The organism is Epilithonimonas sp. (assembly GCF_056329745.1).
In genome coordinates this window covers 83,735-99,251 of the sequence record NZ_JBWEYV010000001.1, presented here as the reverse complement: position 1 = coordinate 99,251, position 15,517 = coordinate 83,735, and the positions used below count along the sequence as shown (strand labels likewise).

General features: G+C 36.9%; 18 protein-coding genes, 1 tRNA gene and 1 pseudogene. 13 read left to right on the top strand and 7 right to left on the bottom strand.

What is annotated here, in order from left to right; translation table 11 throughout:
• A complete protein-coding gene (locus AC00Y6_RS00500) occupies positions 1-1,038 on the bottom strand; it encodes an AMP-binding protein (RefSeq protein ID WP_474488662.1) in 1,038 nt (345 codons plus the stop codon).
• A 100-nt stretch (positions 1,039-1,138) separates the two neighbouring features.
• Here AC00Y6_RS00500 and AC00Y6_RS00495 point away from each other — a divergent pair.
• A tRNA-Gln gene (locus tag AC00Y6_RS00495) sits at positions 1,139-1,209 on the top strand.
• A gap of 566 nt (positions 1,210-1,775) precedes the next feature.
• On the opposite strand, the gene AC00Y6_RS00490 is transcribed toward AC00Y6_RS00495, so the two are convergent.
• The 4 genes from AC00Y6_RS00490 to AC00Y6_RS00475 all read right to left on the bottom strand — a co-directional run bounded on the left by AC00Y6_RS00490 (position 1,776) and on the right by AC00Y6_RS00475 (position 4,959).
• Complete coding sequence (locus tag AC00Y6_RS00490; RefSeq protein ID WP_474488661.1) at positions 1,776-2,015, bottom strand: hypothetical protein; 240 nt, start codon at positions 2,013-2,015, stop codon at positions 1,776-1,778.
• Positions 1,999-2,937 carry a hypothetical protein gene (locus AC00Y6_RS00485; RefSeq protein WP_474488660.1) on the bottom strand — a complete coding sequence of 313 codons (939 nt, stop codon included), beginning with the start codon at positions 2,935-2,937 and terminating at the stop codon, positions 1,999-2,001. Before AC00Y6_RS00485 ends, AC00Y6_RS00490 begins: the two co-directional genes overlap by 17 nt.
• Positions 2,938-2,999: 62 nt before the next feature.
• Positions 3,000-4,357 (bottom strand): IS3 family transposase gene (locus tag AC00Y6_RS00480; protein ID WP_394353351.1). Its coding sequence is split into 2 segments (ribosomal slippage): positions 3,000-4,019 and positions 4,022-4,357, totalling 1,356 coding nucleotides; the frame shifts between segments, so codons are not numbered across the junction.
• A gap of 32 nt (positions 4,358-4,389) precedes the next feature.
• Positions 4,390-4,959 carry a hypothetical protein gene (locus AC00Y6_RS00475; RefSeq protein WP_474488659.1) on the bottom strand — a complete coding sequence of 190 codons (570 nt, stop codon included), beginning with the start codon at positions 4,957-4,959 and terminating at the stop codon, positions 4,390-4,392.
• A gap of 194 nt (positions 4,960-5,153) precedes the next feature.
• Between AC00Y6_RS00475 and AC00Y6_RS00470 the strand changes: the two genes are divergently transcribed.
• From AC00Y6_RS00470 to AC00Y6_RS00415, 12 genes and pseudogenes are all read left to right on the top strand, one after another.
• Positions 5,154-5,558 carry a DoxX family protein gene (locus tag AC00Y6_RS00470; protein WP_474488658.1) on the top strand — a complete coding sequence of 135 codons (405 nt, stop codon included), beginning with the start codon at positions 5,154-5,156 and terminating at the stop codon, positions 5,556-5,558.
• Positions 5,551-6,129, top strand: coding sequence for a TetR/AcrR family transcriptional regulator (locus AC00Y6_RS00465; protein ID WP_296950368.1), 579 nt, complete (start codon positions 5,551-5,553; stop codon positions 6,127-6,129). Before AC00Y6_RS00470 ends, AC00Y6_RS00465 begins: the two co-directional genes overlap by 8 nt.
• Before the next feature lie 73 nt (positions 6,130-6,202).
• Positions 6,203-6,619, top strand: a complete 417-nt coding sequence (locus AC00Y6_RS00460) for an organic hydroperoxide resistance protein (RefSeq protein ID WP_474488918.1) — start codon at positions 6,203-6,205, stop codon at positions 6,617-6,619.
• An 11-nt stretch (positions 6,620-6,630) separates the two neighbouring features.
• A pseudogene (locus AC00Y6_RS00455) lies at positions 6,631-7,625 on the top strand (NADP-dependent oxidoreductase).
• A gap of 26 nt (positions 7,626-7,651) precedes the next feature.
• A complete protein-coding gene (locus AC00Y6_RS00450) occupies positions 7,652-8,785 on the top strand; it encodes an NADH-dependent flavin oxidoreductase (protein ID WP_474488657.1) in 1,134 nt (377 codons plus the stop codon).
• Positions 8,786-8,811: 26 nt separating this feature from the next.
• The gene (locus AC00Y6_RS00445) at positions 8,812-9,972 is read left to right on the top strand and encodes an iron-containing alcohol dehydrogenase (protein WP_474488656.1); all 1,161 of its coding nucleotides are present in this window, start codon (positions 8,812-8,814) and stop codon (positions 9,970-9,972) included.
• 18 nt (positions 9,973-9,990) lie between these two features.
• Entirely contained in the window at positions 9,991-10,974 is a 984-nt protein-coding gene (locus tag AC00Y6_RS00440; protein ID WP_474488655.1) for an aldo/keto reductase, read from the top strand.
• A 33-nt stretch (positions 10,975-11,007) separates the two neighbouring features.
• Positions 11,008-11,694: a type 1 glutamine amidotransferase domain-containing protein gene (locus tag AC00Y6_RS00435; RefSeq protein WP_474488654.1), complete on the top strand. Its 687-nt coding sequence runs from the start codon at positions 11,008-11,010 to the stop codon at positions 11,692-11,694.
• A 79-nt stretch (positions 11,695-11,773) separates the two neighbouring features.
• Positions 11,774-12,844, top strand: coding sequence for an NADH:flavin oxidoreductase/NADH oxidase (locus AC00Y6_RS00430; RefSeq protein ID WP_474488653.1), 1,071 nt, complete (start codon positions 11,774-11,776; stop codon positions 12,842-12,844).
• Positions 12,845-13,042: 198 nt separating this feature from the next.
• Positions 13,043-13,240 (top strand): NAD(P)H-binding protein, encoded by a 198-nt coding sequence (locus AC00Y6_RS00425; protein ID WP_474488652.1) that lies wholly within the window; start codon positions 13,043-13,045, stop codon positions 13,238-13,240.
• Between the two features lie 103 nt (positions 13,241-13,343).
• Entirely contained in the window at positions 13,344-13,484 is a 141-nt protein-coding gene (locus AC00Y6_RS00420; RefSeq protein ID WP_474488651.1) for a hypothetical protein, read from the top strand.
• Positions 13,485-13,702: 218 nt separating this feature from the next.
• Entirely contained in the window at positions 13,703-14,146 is a 444-nt protein-coding gene (locus AC00Y6_RS00415) for a DMT family transporter (protein ID WP_474488650.1), read from the top strand.
• Here AC00Y6_RS00415 and AC00Y6_RS00410 read toward each other — a convergent pair.
• Positions 14,108-14,488 (bottom strand): VOC family protein, encoded by a 381-nt coding sequence (locus tag AC00Y6_RS00410; RefSeq protein ID WP_474488649.1) that lies wholly within the window; start codon positions 14,486-14,488, stop codon positions 14,108-14,110. The genes AC00Y6_RS00415 and AC00Y6_RS00410 overlap by 39 nt on opposite strands.
• 124 nt (positions 14,489-14,612) lie before the next feature.
• Positions 14,613-15,491, bottom strand: coding sequence for an SDR family oxidoreductase (locus AC00Y6_RS00405; RefSeq protein ID WP_474488648.1), 879 nt, complete (start codon positions 15,489-15,491; stop codon positions 14,613-14,615).
• Between the last annotated feature and the right edge of the window lie 26 nt (positions 15,492-15,517).

The window sequence follows — 15,517 nt, the reverse complement described above, 5'->3', positions numbered from 1 at the left end:
TTATGAATTGATGAGTTCCTTCAAAGCACTGCGGTTGACTTTTCCGTTTTCAGTTCTGGGGATTTGGTTTACAAAAATAACAGCTTTTGGTTTATGAAATGATTTTTGGAAGTTTAATTCATTAATAACCGATTGTAATTTATCCCAACGGTTTTCTACTGACTCTTCAACAACAAGGATCAGTTTTTGACCAAGTTTTTCATCGTCCAATCCTAGGAAAACCACTTCATTCGGTATATGTTTTTTAATCAATGTTTCTAATTCTTCCGGGAAAATCTTGGCGCCTCCCGAATTGATAACATTATCGATCCTGCCTAAAAAACGAAAATGATTGGATTCATTAATTTCGACCAAATCATTGGTTTGCAATATATCATCAGTGAGTTTTGGCGCAAAAATCTTTAGGCAGCCACGCTCGTCCAGAGAAATCTCGATACCATTAAATTTGGTAAACCAATCATTGCTATCTGGATAAATGGGGCGCAGCGCAATATGTGAAAGTGTTTCGCTCATGCCATAAGTTTCGAATATTTTGGTTTGAGAATCTGAGGATTCCAAAGCTTGAGAAATTTTTTGTTTTAAGGTTTCAGAAACCGCAGCACCGCCAATTATCAGATTTTTGATTAAATGAATTTTGTCCAAGGAATTTTCTACTTGTATAGGCGTCATTGCGCAAAAATCAATTTTGTGATTTATATGTTGCAATGGATTTAGAGAAGGCGGTACAATTTCGAGTTTCATATGAGCTAAAAGAGCTCTTACCACCATCATTTTGCCAGAGATATATTCGATAGGGAGGCATAGTAGTGCTAAATGTTCTCTTTTAAGTCCTAAAAATTGGCAAGTCATCTGGGCAGAATTCAGCATTTTAGATTTTTCTACAGAAAAAATCTTGGGTTTTCCGGTAGATCCGGATGACTGAATTTTAACTGTTTTTGAGTCGGAGAGCCAATCTTTTAAGAAGTCTAAAACTTTGGTTTCAAAATCGTTAGATGCGGAAGAGCTATTGGGCAAAGCCTTGGAAAGGTCGATTAACATTGGGTTGTATGAAAAATTATTTTTTAAAATTATGCATTTTTTTTATAAAATAGTTTGGAAGTTTGAAAAAAAGCTCTAAATTTGCAGCACAATAAACGACAGACCTATGGTGTAACGGTAGCACTTCGGTTTTTGGTACCGCCAGTCGGGGTTCGAATCCCTGTGGGTCTACAATATCAATTGATTATCAGTGATTTAATTAATTTACAGCCAATTTTACATCCATAAATAATGTAAAATTGGCTTTTTTATTTTTTTGATATTTTAAGATATTGTAAGGAATTTAATAGGGTCAAGATTACTTGATAATTGATAGTGATTAATAATTAATATTTTTTTTATATCAACAATTTTTCGGTAACGAAATTTTAAATAAGATGTTAGCTATTTTTAACTATCAGTAAATATAGATATTAGATACTTAGACTTCTACGGCTTTCCGTAAATACTTATGAAAAAAGCCCCAAAGGAGGCTATCAACGTAATGTAATTAAAAATTATTTAAAAAATCATTTATTTCTTCAAAATTTACGAATTAGGACGGCCAATTTTTCAATTTCAATTGTTTTTTTTACAAGATTATAGTAATCTTCTTTTCAAGTAACCAAACTTTGATTGTTGCCTTCCTCTCTGCAAAAAACCCTATAAACAGATAGTTTATTGGGTTTTTAATTTTAGGTGCTAATATAGGTGCTAAATATTTATATAGGTAATTATATATTGTTTATCTAACAATACTACAAATTTATACTTTTATCGTCCTTGATGTTTTCAATTTCCTCTTCTATGAGGTCTAAAAGTTCAAAAAGTTCTTTAAAATCAAATAATATATCATACAGATGAAAAGGACTTCCGCCTTCTAAGGAAAAAGTAAATCTCATAAATGCCAATAATAGATTTCTTTTCAGACTTTTTGGCGGATGGCTTTCTATAAAACTAATGAAAGCCTCGCTTAGATTTTCATTCAATTCTTCCATCCTTTCCTGTTTTATCAATTAATCCTTCTTCTTTGACCAATACGTCAAGTTCATTCATAAGCTTTTCCACAAGAACTTTCATTTGATCTATTACTTCCTTGTCAAGACAGGTAAACTTATGGCGTAGAATTTTATGGTATTCCAAAGTTGGGATAAGTTTTTGCAGGAATCCATCAAATAAATGTTGATAGCGTATCATATCCGGATTGGCATACAGGCATAGTTGCCACAATGATATAAAGGACAAATAATTGGGCATATAGCAAAGCTTCACAAAAATGTAGGTTCTGCAAAACGAAAGGAAGAATAAAGCAAAAAGAAAAGGTATTCCCTGATGGTTTCCGCTTTCATTTCCAACAATAGCTAAAAACTGTAAGCCATTGCCTTTTGCTGATTTGTAATAACAATCAAAGTCTTGTTCCAGAATATATGGAAACTGCCGATGTGGCTCAGGATGATATTGATTAGAAGCATAAATCCTGTTTTTACCCTGCATTATGTTTGCAAAGAAATTTTGGCATTTGTATAGGTGTTGCTGAATCCAATATCGGTCGTGACTGATCAATACAAAATCATATTGTTTCCCAGCTTTATTTTTGAGATAATACTGTATCTCTTTCAGTTTTTCGTTACTCACATTATGAGCAATTACGAGCAGATAATAAATCTTACTATTACCGTATGTAGATTTATGAAATAGGTAAATCTCTTCTGTATTCTCTAACTTTATAATGGTTTTGACTGCTTTATCAACAATTTTATCATTGTGATCCGCCAAAACATCAGGTATTTCATTAGGTGTCACAATGTCACGAGGTGATTTTTTGATCTGTTTTTTCAATTGGTCTAAGCGTACTTCTATCATCCTGAAAATACTTTCTTCTGCGATACTAATGGCTTCAAAAAATTCGTTATCATACATAAATGTACGTCTTCAAACCAACTTAGACATTTTAGTTTAAATCCTTAAGGAGGATTTTCGGTTTATAAACTTACTAATTTTTGTTGATTATATATTTGTCTTCTTTTTCGGATGGATTCCGCTTTTGTTTGCTTTCTTTTTTCCAAAATCTGTTCTGATCTTCCGAAGTACACATCTGCTGGAGTGAGGTTATTTATCGACTCGTGATAGCGCTTGTTATTGTAGTTTTCTACAAATTTTTCCAGTGCCTGGATGAGTTCTTCGGGATGATAAAAATGATTTAGTTTCACTACGTTTTTCATAGTTCTGTGATAACGTTCAATCTTACCTTGGGTCTGCGGATGCATTGGTTTTCCGTGAACCTGCTTCATCTTTACATTATCTCTAAGATAGATTTTCAGTTCACTGGAGACGTAGCAGGAACCGTTATCTGAGAGCAGTTTCGGTTTAGCTTTGGTCTTTAATTTCGCTTTTTTAATGGCCGTGTCCACCGTTCGTTTCACATCTTCGGCCTTCATCGAGTCGCACAGCTCCCAGTGAATGATGTAGCGGCTATAGTCGTCCAAAATCGTGCTCAGATAGTACCATCCCCAGCCAATGATCTTGAAATAGGTAAAATCTGTCTGCCACATTTGATGCACAAATTCAGTTTTGTCTTTGAACTCATTTGCTGCCGAAAGAAGAAAATGATTCGGTGCCGGGATTAAGTCTCTTTGCTTTAAAATACGGTAAACACTGGATTCTGAAATAAAAACACCTTGCTCATCGGTAATTTTGTAGGCCAGTTCCCTTGCAGACAATTCGGTGTGTTCCAAAGCGATCTCTACCACCAGATCTTTCTGTCTTTCAGGAATGCTGTTCCATTGTCTATGGTTTGTTCTTTTCGTAGTTTCCAAGCCATCATAGCCGTATTCGAGGTAGCTTTTATACCATTTGTAAAAACTACTTCTGGCGATTCCAAAACTTTCCAAGGTTCGCTTCACACCGATTTCACTCCTGGTCACCGTTTGAATGATCTCGTATTTCTCGGCTGCTGATAATCTCATATATTTCCTGTATTTATCGATTAATCCAGCCTGTCTAAACTTTTTTTTACAATATCATAGCGAACGACCAGATCAGCTACGATCTCTTTCAAACGTGCGTTTTCCTTCTTCAGATCTGATACTTCATCACTCGTAGCCTCGCGAGCAATATCTCCATTGAGACGCTTCTTTCCTGCTTCCATAAACTCCTTGTTCCAGGCATAAAACTGCGACTGTGCAATATTATGGTTCCTGCAAAGTTCGGCTACGGAAGTCTCAGCTCGAAGACCTTCCATCACGATTAAAATCTTTTGCTCTGCAGTGAATATTCTGCGGGTGTTCTGCCGAATATCTTTTACGAATTTCTCGGTCGGTTTCTTTTTCGGTGTTGCCATAATTAAAATTACTCTTTTTATGAAAACACTCCTTAACTTTTTAATATATAATGTCTACTTTTTGCTGACGATTTACAGGGAGTTAGTTTAAGATATATTTCGGCAATTTCGATAAGTAGAAGGAAAATTAAAGTTCGGATTTTTGGAATCATAAAATCACTGGTGCTTTTTTCTTCGCTCTTTAATTTATCTACAATATTTAGTAAGTTTTTTATATTTTTTTCAGAAGTATTAACAATAGAATATGAATCATTCTGAAACAGTCCCATTCTTTCAATGATAAATGGATCAGAAATGTTTGCCAACAAAAAAAATTTATCAAAAAACACCAACTGCATCTGAAAGTCATCTGTTGCGTTGAGAAAATGTACTATAGTTGACGGTGCGGAACAAATTATACTACCCACATTTATTTTACATTCAATACCATTAATCTTTAAATCAATTTCACCTTTAGTACAAATACAAAAGGTATAATAATCCATTCGGAAGGATTCAATTGGAAACTCAAAAATGGATTTACCAGTAGAAACATAATACGAATTATTACAATCAATATTAAAGAAAGAAAGTGTATCATGTAAATTTTTGTAGTTCTCCATTTTGTAATAATAATTTTAACCCTATAAAAGTCCTAAATAGTTATACTAAATATGTACTATAAAATTAATTGGAATATTTGGTGCAGGTTTTTTTTTGTAAATATCTTAAAATTTAGTTAATTAGACAAATAAATAAATGAACGTTCATTCTTTTTTTTATATATTTGCACTATGAAATTAATTAAAAGAAGAAAATGAAACAGTTATTTTGGACCGTATTAAAAATTATTCTGGCACTCTTCATGATTTATGGAGGAGTACAGCATTTTGCAAAACCGGATTTCTACATCCCATTTGTCCCATCCTTTTTGCCGTATCCAGTGGCTATAATATCTATCTCCGGCGTCATTGAAATTGTTCTGGGTATTGTATTGTTATTAAATAAAAAATATGCTAAGTGGGGAGCTTTGGGCGTTCTGGTTTTAATGATCTTATTTTTACCAATCCACATCTGGGACGTATTTTCCGAAACGCCAGCGATTGGTAGTCATAATGCCGCCTTGATCAGACTTCCAATCCAATTTGTTTTAATTGCGTTGTCATGGAAAATCTATAGCCTTTTATCAGTAAACACACACAATGAATATCACCATGATTAAGAAGGAAAAAATAACGGATAAAAAAAGTGCCCTACTGAACGCTACCTTAACGTTGGTCAATGATCATGGCTTTCATGATGCTCCAATGTCCAAAATCGCAAAACTTGCGGGAGTGGCACCGGCCACCATCTATCTTTATTTTGAAAATAAACAGGATCTGATAAACACTCTTTACCTTGAAGTAAAGGCTTCTTTTAATAAATTTGCATTTAATGGCTACCATGAAGACATGCCTGTTAAAAAAGGTTTCGAAATAATATGGTACAATGTTGCTGACTATAAATTAAATCAAATAAAAGAAGCTTCATTTTTATCTCAATGTGATAATACGCCTATGATAGACGAAGAAATCAGGAAAGAAGGATTAAAACATTTGCAACCCCTACTTGATTTATGGGAAAAAGGAAAAGAGGAAGGCATTATAAAGCCTCTTTCAATCTTTGTTCTCTACGCTTATGCAATATACCCTTTGTCTTTTCTCATGGCGATGCAGGATAGAAACCTGTACACTTTGGACAAAAAGGTATTAGATGAAACTTTTCGAGCTGCCTGGGATGCCATAAAATTGTGATATTTTTTTGTTCAAAATAAAGAATGAACGTTCGTTAATAATATAAAGATTTAAAAATTAAAAATATAAAATGATGAAAAAATTATATACAGCTAATGCAACTGCAACTGGCGGTCGTGAAGGACGTACCAAATCAGATGATGGGGTATTGGATTTTAAAATAGAGATCCCGAAAGAAATGGGAGGCAAAGGTGGTGCTTATACCAACCCAGAACAACTTTTTGCAGCAGGCTATGCAGCTTGCTTTGATAGTGCACTAACCCTTGTTGCCCCCAATCAGAAAATTAAACTCAAAGATACTTCAGTAACGGCGTCTGTCAGTATCGGTCAAAATAGTGAAGGTGGTTTTTCGCTAGCCGTTGATCTTGCCGTAAGCATCCCTGAAATAGAACGTGAAACCGCACAAAAATTACTTGAAACCGCGCATCAAGTTTGTCCTTATTCCAATGCGACAAGGGGCAACATAGAAGTCAATTTAAATTTATTATAAAACCTAAGAAAATGAACAAAGCAATTTATTTAAACAGTCGTCCAATTGGAAAACCAAAAGAATCGGATTTTAAATTTGTAAATGAAGACAAGCCTGAGATTACCAATGGCGAAATTCTTTTGAAAACAAAATTCGTTTCTGTGGATCCTTATTTAAGGGGAAGAATGAGCGATGCCAAGTCGTATGTGCAACCCTTCAAATTAAATGAACCAATTTCCTCTGGATGTATAGCAGAAGTTATTGAGTCTAAAAACGATTCCTTTAAAAAAGGGGATTTTGTGTCTGGCTCTTTGGACTGGAAAGAATATCAAACTTCAAAAGGAGAGAACCTGTTAAAAGTAGATGAGAACAAAGCCTCGTTATCTGCCTATCTGGGCGTTTGGGTATGACCGGATTAACGGCTTACTTCGGCTTAATTGAAATAGGAAAACCCCAAAAAGGAGAAACCGTGGTAGTATCGGGCGCAGCTGGTGCCGTTGGTAGTATTGTTGGTCAAATCGCAAAAATATTAGGTTGTCGTGTTGTTGGCATAGCAGGTACAGATGAAAAAGCAGCAATGCTAAAATCAAAATTTGGGTTTGATGAGGCTATCAACTATAATACTGTTAAGGATATGACCAAAGCAGTTGCAGATGCTTGTCCAAACGGAGTTGATGTTTATTTCGATAATGTGGGAGGCGATATATCCGATAGTGTACATATCAACATTAATAGGCTCGGTAGAATTATTGTTTGTGGAGCCATTTCGGCCTACAATGACACTTCTGCTCCAACAGGTCCGAGAGTTGAACATTTTTTGATTAGGAAAAGTGCGCTTATGCAAGGTTTTATTGTTGGAAATTATGCAGAGAAGTTTCCTGAAGGAATGCAACAATTATCAAAATGGTTAAAAGACGACAAACTTACTTATTCAGAAACTATTGTAGAAGGTTTTGATGCCATTCCGCAAGCGTTTATTGACATTTTTGAAGGTAAAAACAAAGGAAAAATGATCGTAAAGATATAATTGCAATACCAATAATTATTTAAAAAATGAAGTCAAATTATAATAAGATACTTTCTCCTTTTACTTTTCCCGTTTCCGGGATTAATATAACGAATAGAATCGTACTGGCTCCCATGACCACCTTTTCGGGTAATAATGATGGAACTACTACAGATGCCGAAGTGGCATACTACCGTGAACGCAATCAATCAGCCGGGCTATTGATTACCGCTTGCGCCTATGTAATTAAACATGGAAAAGGTTTTCATGGTCAGATAGGTGCCGATTCTGATGAATTAATTCCAAGCTTGAAAAGAATAGCTGATGCGTTAAAAACAAACGGCAACAAAGCTGTACTTCAGTTATATCACGGAGGAAGGATGTCGCCTCCCGAAGAACTCCTTGACGGACAATCGCTAAGTGCCAGTGCCGTTGCCGCCGAAAGAGAAGATGCTCAAGTTCCACGAGAAATGACTGCAACTGAAATACAAGAAACAATTGTGGCTTTTGGAGAAGCTACTCGTAGAGCGATAGAAGCTGGTTTCGATGGGGTTGAAATACATGGAGCAAACACTTATTTATTACAGCAATTTTTCTCCCCTCATTCTAATCGTAGAACAGACAAATGGGGTGGAGATTTGATGAAGAGAATGACTTTCCCCCTCGCTGTAGTTGATGCTGTAATAGAATCGGCTGCACTTTCATCGAGTCCATTCCTTGTTGGATACCGTCTTTCACCCGAAGAATTGGAAAACCCAGGTATCACAATGGAAGATACACTTCATTTGGTGGAAGCACTTTCCCTAAAACAATTAGACTATTTACACATTTCAGTAATGGATTTTTGGGCAGGTTCAATGCGGGATAAAAATGATACGGCATCTCGGGCCCAACTAATTGCAACCAAAGTGGGACATAGCCTTCCTGTTATTGGTGTGGGAAGTCTTCACACGCCAGAAGAAGTAGAAAGAGTTCTCACGGGCAACATTCCATTGGTAGCCATGGCCAGAGAACTTTTAATGGAACCGCATTGGTTGACCAAAGTAAAGAACAATGCAGTGGACCAAATTAGAACGGAACTGGATGTAAATACTCAAGATTTATTAAAGATACCTACGCCTCTATGGAGTGCACTTATTTCAAGAACAGGTTGGTTGCCTGTGAAAAATAACCAACACTAATTATTAATATTTAAAACAAAAGTCAAATGAAAAATTTTCAATTTAAAAATCCAACAAAAATACTATTTGGCAAAGGTCAAATAGAAAATCTATCAAAAGAGATTCCCGAAAACGCAAAAATATTGTTGCTATACGGAGGCGGAAGCATCAAAAAAAACGGAATCTACGATCAGGTGAAAAAAGCACTTTCAGCTTATAAAGTTGTGGAATTTGGTGGAATTCCGGCGAATCCAGAATATAGTATCTTAATGCAAGCCCTACAAGTTATAAAAGAGGATGGCATTAATTTCTTACTGGCCGTTGGTGGAGGATCCGTTATCGATGGTACAAAATTTTTATCGGCAGCAGCCCTTTACAAAGGCGATAGCCCTTGGGATTTATTAACATCTAATAAACCAACTACCGAGGGAATGCCCTTTGGAACGGTTTTAACCTTGCCTGCAACAGGTTCTGAAATGAATTCTGGAGCGGTTATCACTAGAAAAGAAACTAAAGAGAAATTGGCCATGGGCGGACCAGGTCTTTTTCCATTATTTTCAATTCTTGATCCAGAAGTTGTGAAATCTATTCCCCAACGCCAGTTGGCCAATGGGATCACAGATGCCTACACACACGTTCTTGAGCAATATATGACCTATCCTACGGGTGCGTTGTTACAGGATCGCTTTGCAGAAAGTATTTTACAAACCTTGGTTGAAGTGGCACCAACCATTTTGAAAGACCCGTCAGATTACTCCGCTGCATCAAACTTTATGTGGAGCTGTACGATGGCATTAAATGGACTAATCCAACAAGGAGTTCCCAGCGACTGGGCAGTACACATGATGGGACACGAATTAACGGCGCTGTATGGCATCGATCATGCAAGAACATTGGCTATTGTGGCTCCAAGCCACTACCGTTATAACTTTGACTCTAAAAAGGAAAAGCTCGCACAATATGCAGAACGTATCTGGAATGTTGTAGATGGAACGGTGGAGGAAAAAGCCAAGGCAGGAATTGAAAAAACTGAAGAATTTTTTCACTCATTAGGAATCAAAACGAAGCTTTCAGAATACACAGATGATTATGCAAAGACGGGAAGTATTGTCTCAAAACGTTTTACAGATCGTGGCTGGGCCGGACTTGGAGAACACAAAACCCTCACCCCTTCCGATGCGGAAAAAATAGTAGAAATGAGTTATTAACATTTTAACCTAGAAAAAATGAAAGCAAGAACAATTGGAAAAAGTGACCTAAAAGTATTTCCCATTGGCTTAGGAGCCATGGGGATGTCGGAATTCTATGGGGCAACGGATGAGAAACAAAGTATCAAAACCTTGCACAAAGCATTGGATATTGGGGTCGACTTTATCGACACAGCCGATGTTTATGGCATAGGTGCTAACGAAGAACTTCTTCGGAAAGCCTATAGCGACCGTTGGAACGATCTGGTGCTAGCGACAAAGTTTGGCTTTGTACGGGACAAGAACAACCCAGAAGTAAGGCAACTTAATGGTTCTCCCGAGTATGTGAAAAGTGCGTGTGAAGCAAGTTTAAAACGACTGGGCCGCGAGGCAATCGATTTGTATTATCTGCATCGTGTGGATCCTAATACGCCTATCGAGGAAACAGTTGGCGCAATGGCAGAATTGGTAAAAGAAGGAAAAGTTAGATATATCGGCCTTTCGGAAATATCGGGTGAGACGCTAAGACGAGCCCATAAAGTTCATCCTATTACTGCGGTACAAACCGAGTATTCCATCTGGTCACGTGATGTTGAGCAAACCACAATGTCCGTTATAGAAGAGTTGGGAATTTCATTAGTACCATACAGTCCGTTGGGTAGAGGTTTTCTATCAGGAACCATCAAGGACACTTCAGAATTATCCGAGAATGATTTCCGACATACAGTGCCTCGTTTCCAAAAAGAATTCTTTGAAAGCAACAAAACACTTTTAAGCCGAATTGAGCAGTTAGCTGACAAGAAGAACGTAACACCTGCACAATTGTCTTTAGCTTGGTTATTACACAAAGGAGAAAATATAATTCCTATTCCCGGCACCAAGCATGAGAAATACTTGATCGAAAACGCGAAAGCTGTTGACGTTGAACTTACCCAAGAGGAGATGCAGTATTTGGATGATACCTACAACACAGTAGCTGGAGAACGCTACAATGCTAATGGTATGAAATTTACAAATCTTTAATAAAAACTTCAAAAGTAGATAAAAATGATAAAAATGAAAATATTAATTGTGTTAACCTCTCATGCATTATTGGGAAATACTGGTGAGAAAACCGGATTTTGGATAGAAGAATTTGCAACGCCTTATTATTATTTAGTAGATAATGGTGCCAGCGTTACTTTGGCCTCACCTGATGGAGGTCAGCCACCTATAGATCCTACCAGTGATAAACCGGAAAATCAGACAGAATCCACCAAACGGTTTAAAAATGATGAGGCATTACAGGAAAAACTGAGCAAAACGCATAAACTTTCCGAGGTGTCTGCAAACGAATATGACGCAGTATTCTATCCAGGTGGTCACGGTCCGTTATGGGATTTGGCAGAGAGTGAAGTTTCGGCAAGGTTGATCGAGAATTTTTATAATGCCGGTAAACCTGTTGCCTTTGTATGCCATGCCCCTGCAGCCCTGAAAAATGTAAAAAATATTTCGGGGGAACCACTTGTAAAAGGAAAAAAAGTAACTGGATTTACAAATTCAGAGGAAAAACTGGTTGGTCTTACCGATGTTGTCCCTTTTCTTGTTGAAGACATGTTGAAGGAAAAAGGAGGTATATATAGCAAATCAAAAGATTTTGAGGCCTATGCGTTGGAAGATGGATTGCTCATTACAGGACAAAACCCAGCCTCATCGCAAAAAGTTGCTGAATTATTATTAAACAAATTGGAATCTAAAAAATAGGTTTCTATAGCATAGGAAAGTTGGCTTTTAAGTTGAAATTTACTTTGAAGCCAATTTTCTATTAAAACATCTCTAGTACATGTCAAAATTATATTCGTCCTTTACCCTTAGAGGTTTGGAATTGTCAAACAGAATTGTAGTATCGCCAATGTGCCAATATAGTGCAGAAAATGGCATGGCCAATGACTGGCATCTTGTACATCTAGGTTCGCATGCCGTTGGAGGTGCCGGCCTCGTTTTTACGGAAGCAGCGGCAGTTTCACCAGAGGGAAGGATCTCACCATCAGACCTGGGAATTTGGTCAGATGAACATATAGAACCCTTAAAACGAATCACAACTTTTATTAAAGCACAAGGTGTTTCTTCAGGCATTCAGTTGTCTCATGCGGGTAGAAAGGCTAGCTGCCTAACTCCCTGGGAAGGAGGGAAACAAATTAGCCGAATAGCTGGAGGTTGGCAAACTGTTGCCCCGACGCCATTGCCATTTTATGAGGATGACGTAACACCTAAAGAATTGTCTATCGAAGAAATTCAAACTATCATACAGTCATTCGTAAATGCTGCAAAAAGAGCCGTGAGCGCTGGCTTCGAAATTATTGAGATACATGCAGCACATGGCTATCTGTTGAACCAATTTTTGTCGCCACTAACAAATAAAAGAGAGGATAAATATGGAGGTTCATTTGAAAATCGTATGCGTCTATTGATTGAAGTAACTAAAGGTATCCGTTCTGTAATACCGCAGGAAATGCCTCTTTTTGTACGCATCTCTGCCGAAGAATGGGCACCTGGTGGTCACACTATAGATGATTCTGTGGAAGTATCAACATTGTTAAAAACAAACGGAGTCGATTTGATAGATTGTTCCTCTGGAGGAGTTGTAAAAGAACAAAATATTCAAGTTGAAAAAAACTATCAAGTTCCTTTTGCCGAAAGGATCAGGAAGGAAGTAAACATCGCGACAGGTGCTGTAGGTTTAATTACGGATGTTTATCAGGCCGATGATATTTTGGACAAAGATGAAGCCGATTTAATTTTTATCGGTAGGGAGATGTTACGAAATCCATATTTCGCACTACTCGGAGCTGATCAAATGCATATCATACCAAATTGGCCAAAACAATATGAAAGAGGAAAACCTAGAAAATAATTATTAAAATCGAAAGAATTGAATAGTCAGAAAAAAATGTATTGCTAGCCGGGGCTAATGGCACCACAGGAAGGATTATCATCGATATACTTTAAAAATCGGATGCATATAAACCGATTGCCATGGTTCGGAAACAAGAGCAAAAAGAGCATTTTGAAAGTGAACAAGTTACCACTGTACTAGCCAATTTGGAAGGACTTGAGCCAAGCACTAACTCAAATTGACAAAGTAATTTTTGCTGCCGGATCTGGTGGTAAAAAAGTGATCGAGGTTGACCAAAACGCCGCTATACGATTGATTGACGCGGCTAAGAAAGCTGGAATATCAAAATTCGTGATGCTTGGTACGATGGGAACGGACGATCCTTCACAGGGTGGTGATCTCGAAGAATATTGAAAGCAAAACAAATGGTAGATAAACATTTGCGAGCAAGTGGGTTGGATTATGGGGAGCATTGCCAAATGAGGCTGGTAAGGGTAGAATCGAATTCGGTTCCAAATTGGACAAAAGCGGCAACATTTCAAGAGCTGATGTTGCTAAAACCTTAGTTGAAGTTTTGGATAACGACGTTATGCAAAATCAAACTTTTGAAATTCTGGAAGGCAGGATTCCTATAGAAGAAGCGGTTCGATTAAATTAATATGTTGAGCAGTCCAAAGGATCGGAAGGATGTGAAATTTTGTAGATGAGTAGGCAAGATTTTTAAAAATCCCATTACCCAAGCCCATAAATGTGGCATTGGAGTCATCGACGATGGAAACTTAGCCATATAAAAATATAGCGTTAGAAATCCCTTCTTAATTAATACATATACAATGGTTTGACAACAACAAACTTTAAACTTTTTACTTAAACAAAATGGAAAAATTTATTTGGATTATAATGACATTTATTGCTGGCACATTTCTTCCCATACAGTCCGGCATGAATAACAAACTGGCTAAAACTGGCGGTAGTCCTATACATGCATCCATGATATCATTTGCCATCGGTCTTCTGGCATTAGTGATTTACATCCTTTTAACTTCTCAAGACATCTCATGGAAAGGTATAAAAGATGCTCCTACATATGCATGGTTGGGTGGATTATTGGGTGCTTTTTATGTTACGATTATTGTGCTTGCCTTTCCTAAGATCGGTCCTGGATTAACTTTCGGATTAGTAGTTACTGGACAATTGTTAATATCCATGTTGATGGAGCACTTTCATATTATGGGAGCACAACATATACCGATCACTATAGGCAGAGTTATGGGTATGTTACTAATTATTGGGGGTGTAATAATTATGAAGAGTTTTTAAAAAATTTAAAATGCCATTTCTACTGAAAAACTGTAATAATTTGAGCAAAACAGAGAACGTTTCAATCAAGTACCAACAATACATTAATTCCTTTCTTGGAATGACCACAGAAACAACACCATTCGCGGGCGCAGGTGGCGACCCAGCGCTATGCCACGTATTGAGACCTATATGATGATGATAGCTACCTGCCGATAAAAAAGCGGCCTGTTTCCCATAAGTTGACGTCATTTCAAAGCCTAATAAATCTTTATAAAAACCCAGAGATTTATCAAGGTCAGCTACCTTTAGATGTACGTGTCCTATTCTTGTAGTTGCTGGTACTGTATATTTTTCGTTCATAGAGCAATGTGATTTCTTGAATTTATTTGGTTCATAAATAGCTATTTCTCTATTTGCTACTTATGTTCGTTAATTTGTTAAGATTTAGGCTAAATCATTACACTCTCGAATTGAAAGTAAGCGATTAACTATAAACCTGTTGTATAAATTGACGTATAGAAGTTGGTTTTCTATTTAAGAAATTCGCCAAGGTATCATCTTCTTTGTCCATTGTTTGTTCCGATATAGCTGTACCCCACATAGTGGACATACCAATATACATTTCGGGTACGCCAGCTTTTTCCATAATAGCTTTAAACTCATTAACATCTGGGGATGTGTACTTGACTTTTTTATCCAATACTTCAGAAATATCTTGAGCTATGGTATTAAAACCAATGGATTCGGTATTGGTTAATGAATAGGTTTTATTTCTATGATCCTCTGTTGTTAAAACGTGTGCAGCAGCTTCGGCCAACTCTTCGCGAAGTACCCAACTTGCTTTCCCGTCTCCTGCAGGAAACAAAATGTTTTTGGTCTCGGCCACTTTATCGCCGACAAAAGCGAGTATCATTTCAGCGTAAATACCATTTTGAAGTATGGTGTAATCAATACCACTTTCTTTTAGACAGTTTTCAGTCTCGACGTGAGAATTTTGGAAATCAGCTATAGCTGATTTTTCATAACCTGCTTTTCTAACAAAGGAAGTATATATAATGTGATTGACGTTTGCTTCCTTGGCTGCTTTTATTACATTTATGTGATGTAACGTACGGTTTTCAAAAGCCTCCCTATCATTGCTAGACACCAGCAATAATTTATCTACTCCTCGAAAAGCCTCTACCATCGAACCATAGTCGGTATAATTGCCTTGTTTAATATGTACCCCTTTTTCTTTTAAACTAATTGCTTTATCAGAATCTCTCACTAAAACTGAAATTTCTGTAGGATTTACTCCTTTTTTTAATAAATGTTCAACTGCTTTTGCACCAAATTGACCGGTAGCTCCTGTTACTAATATCATATATCTATTTGTTTAAATGTGTGTCA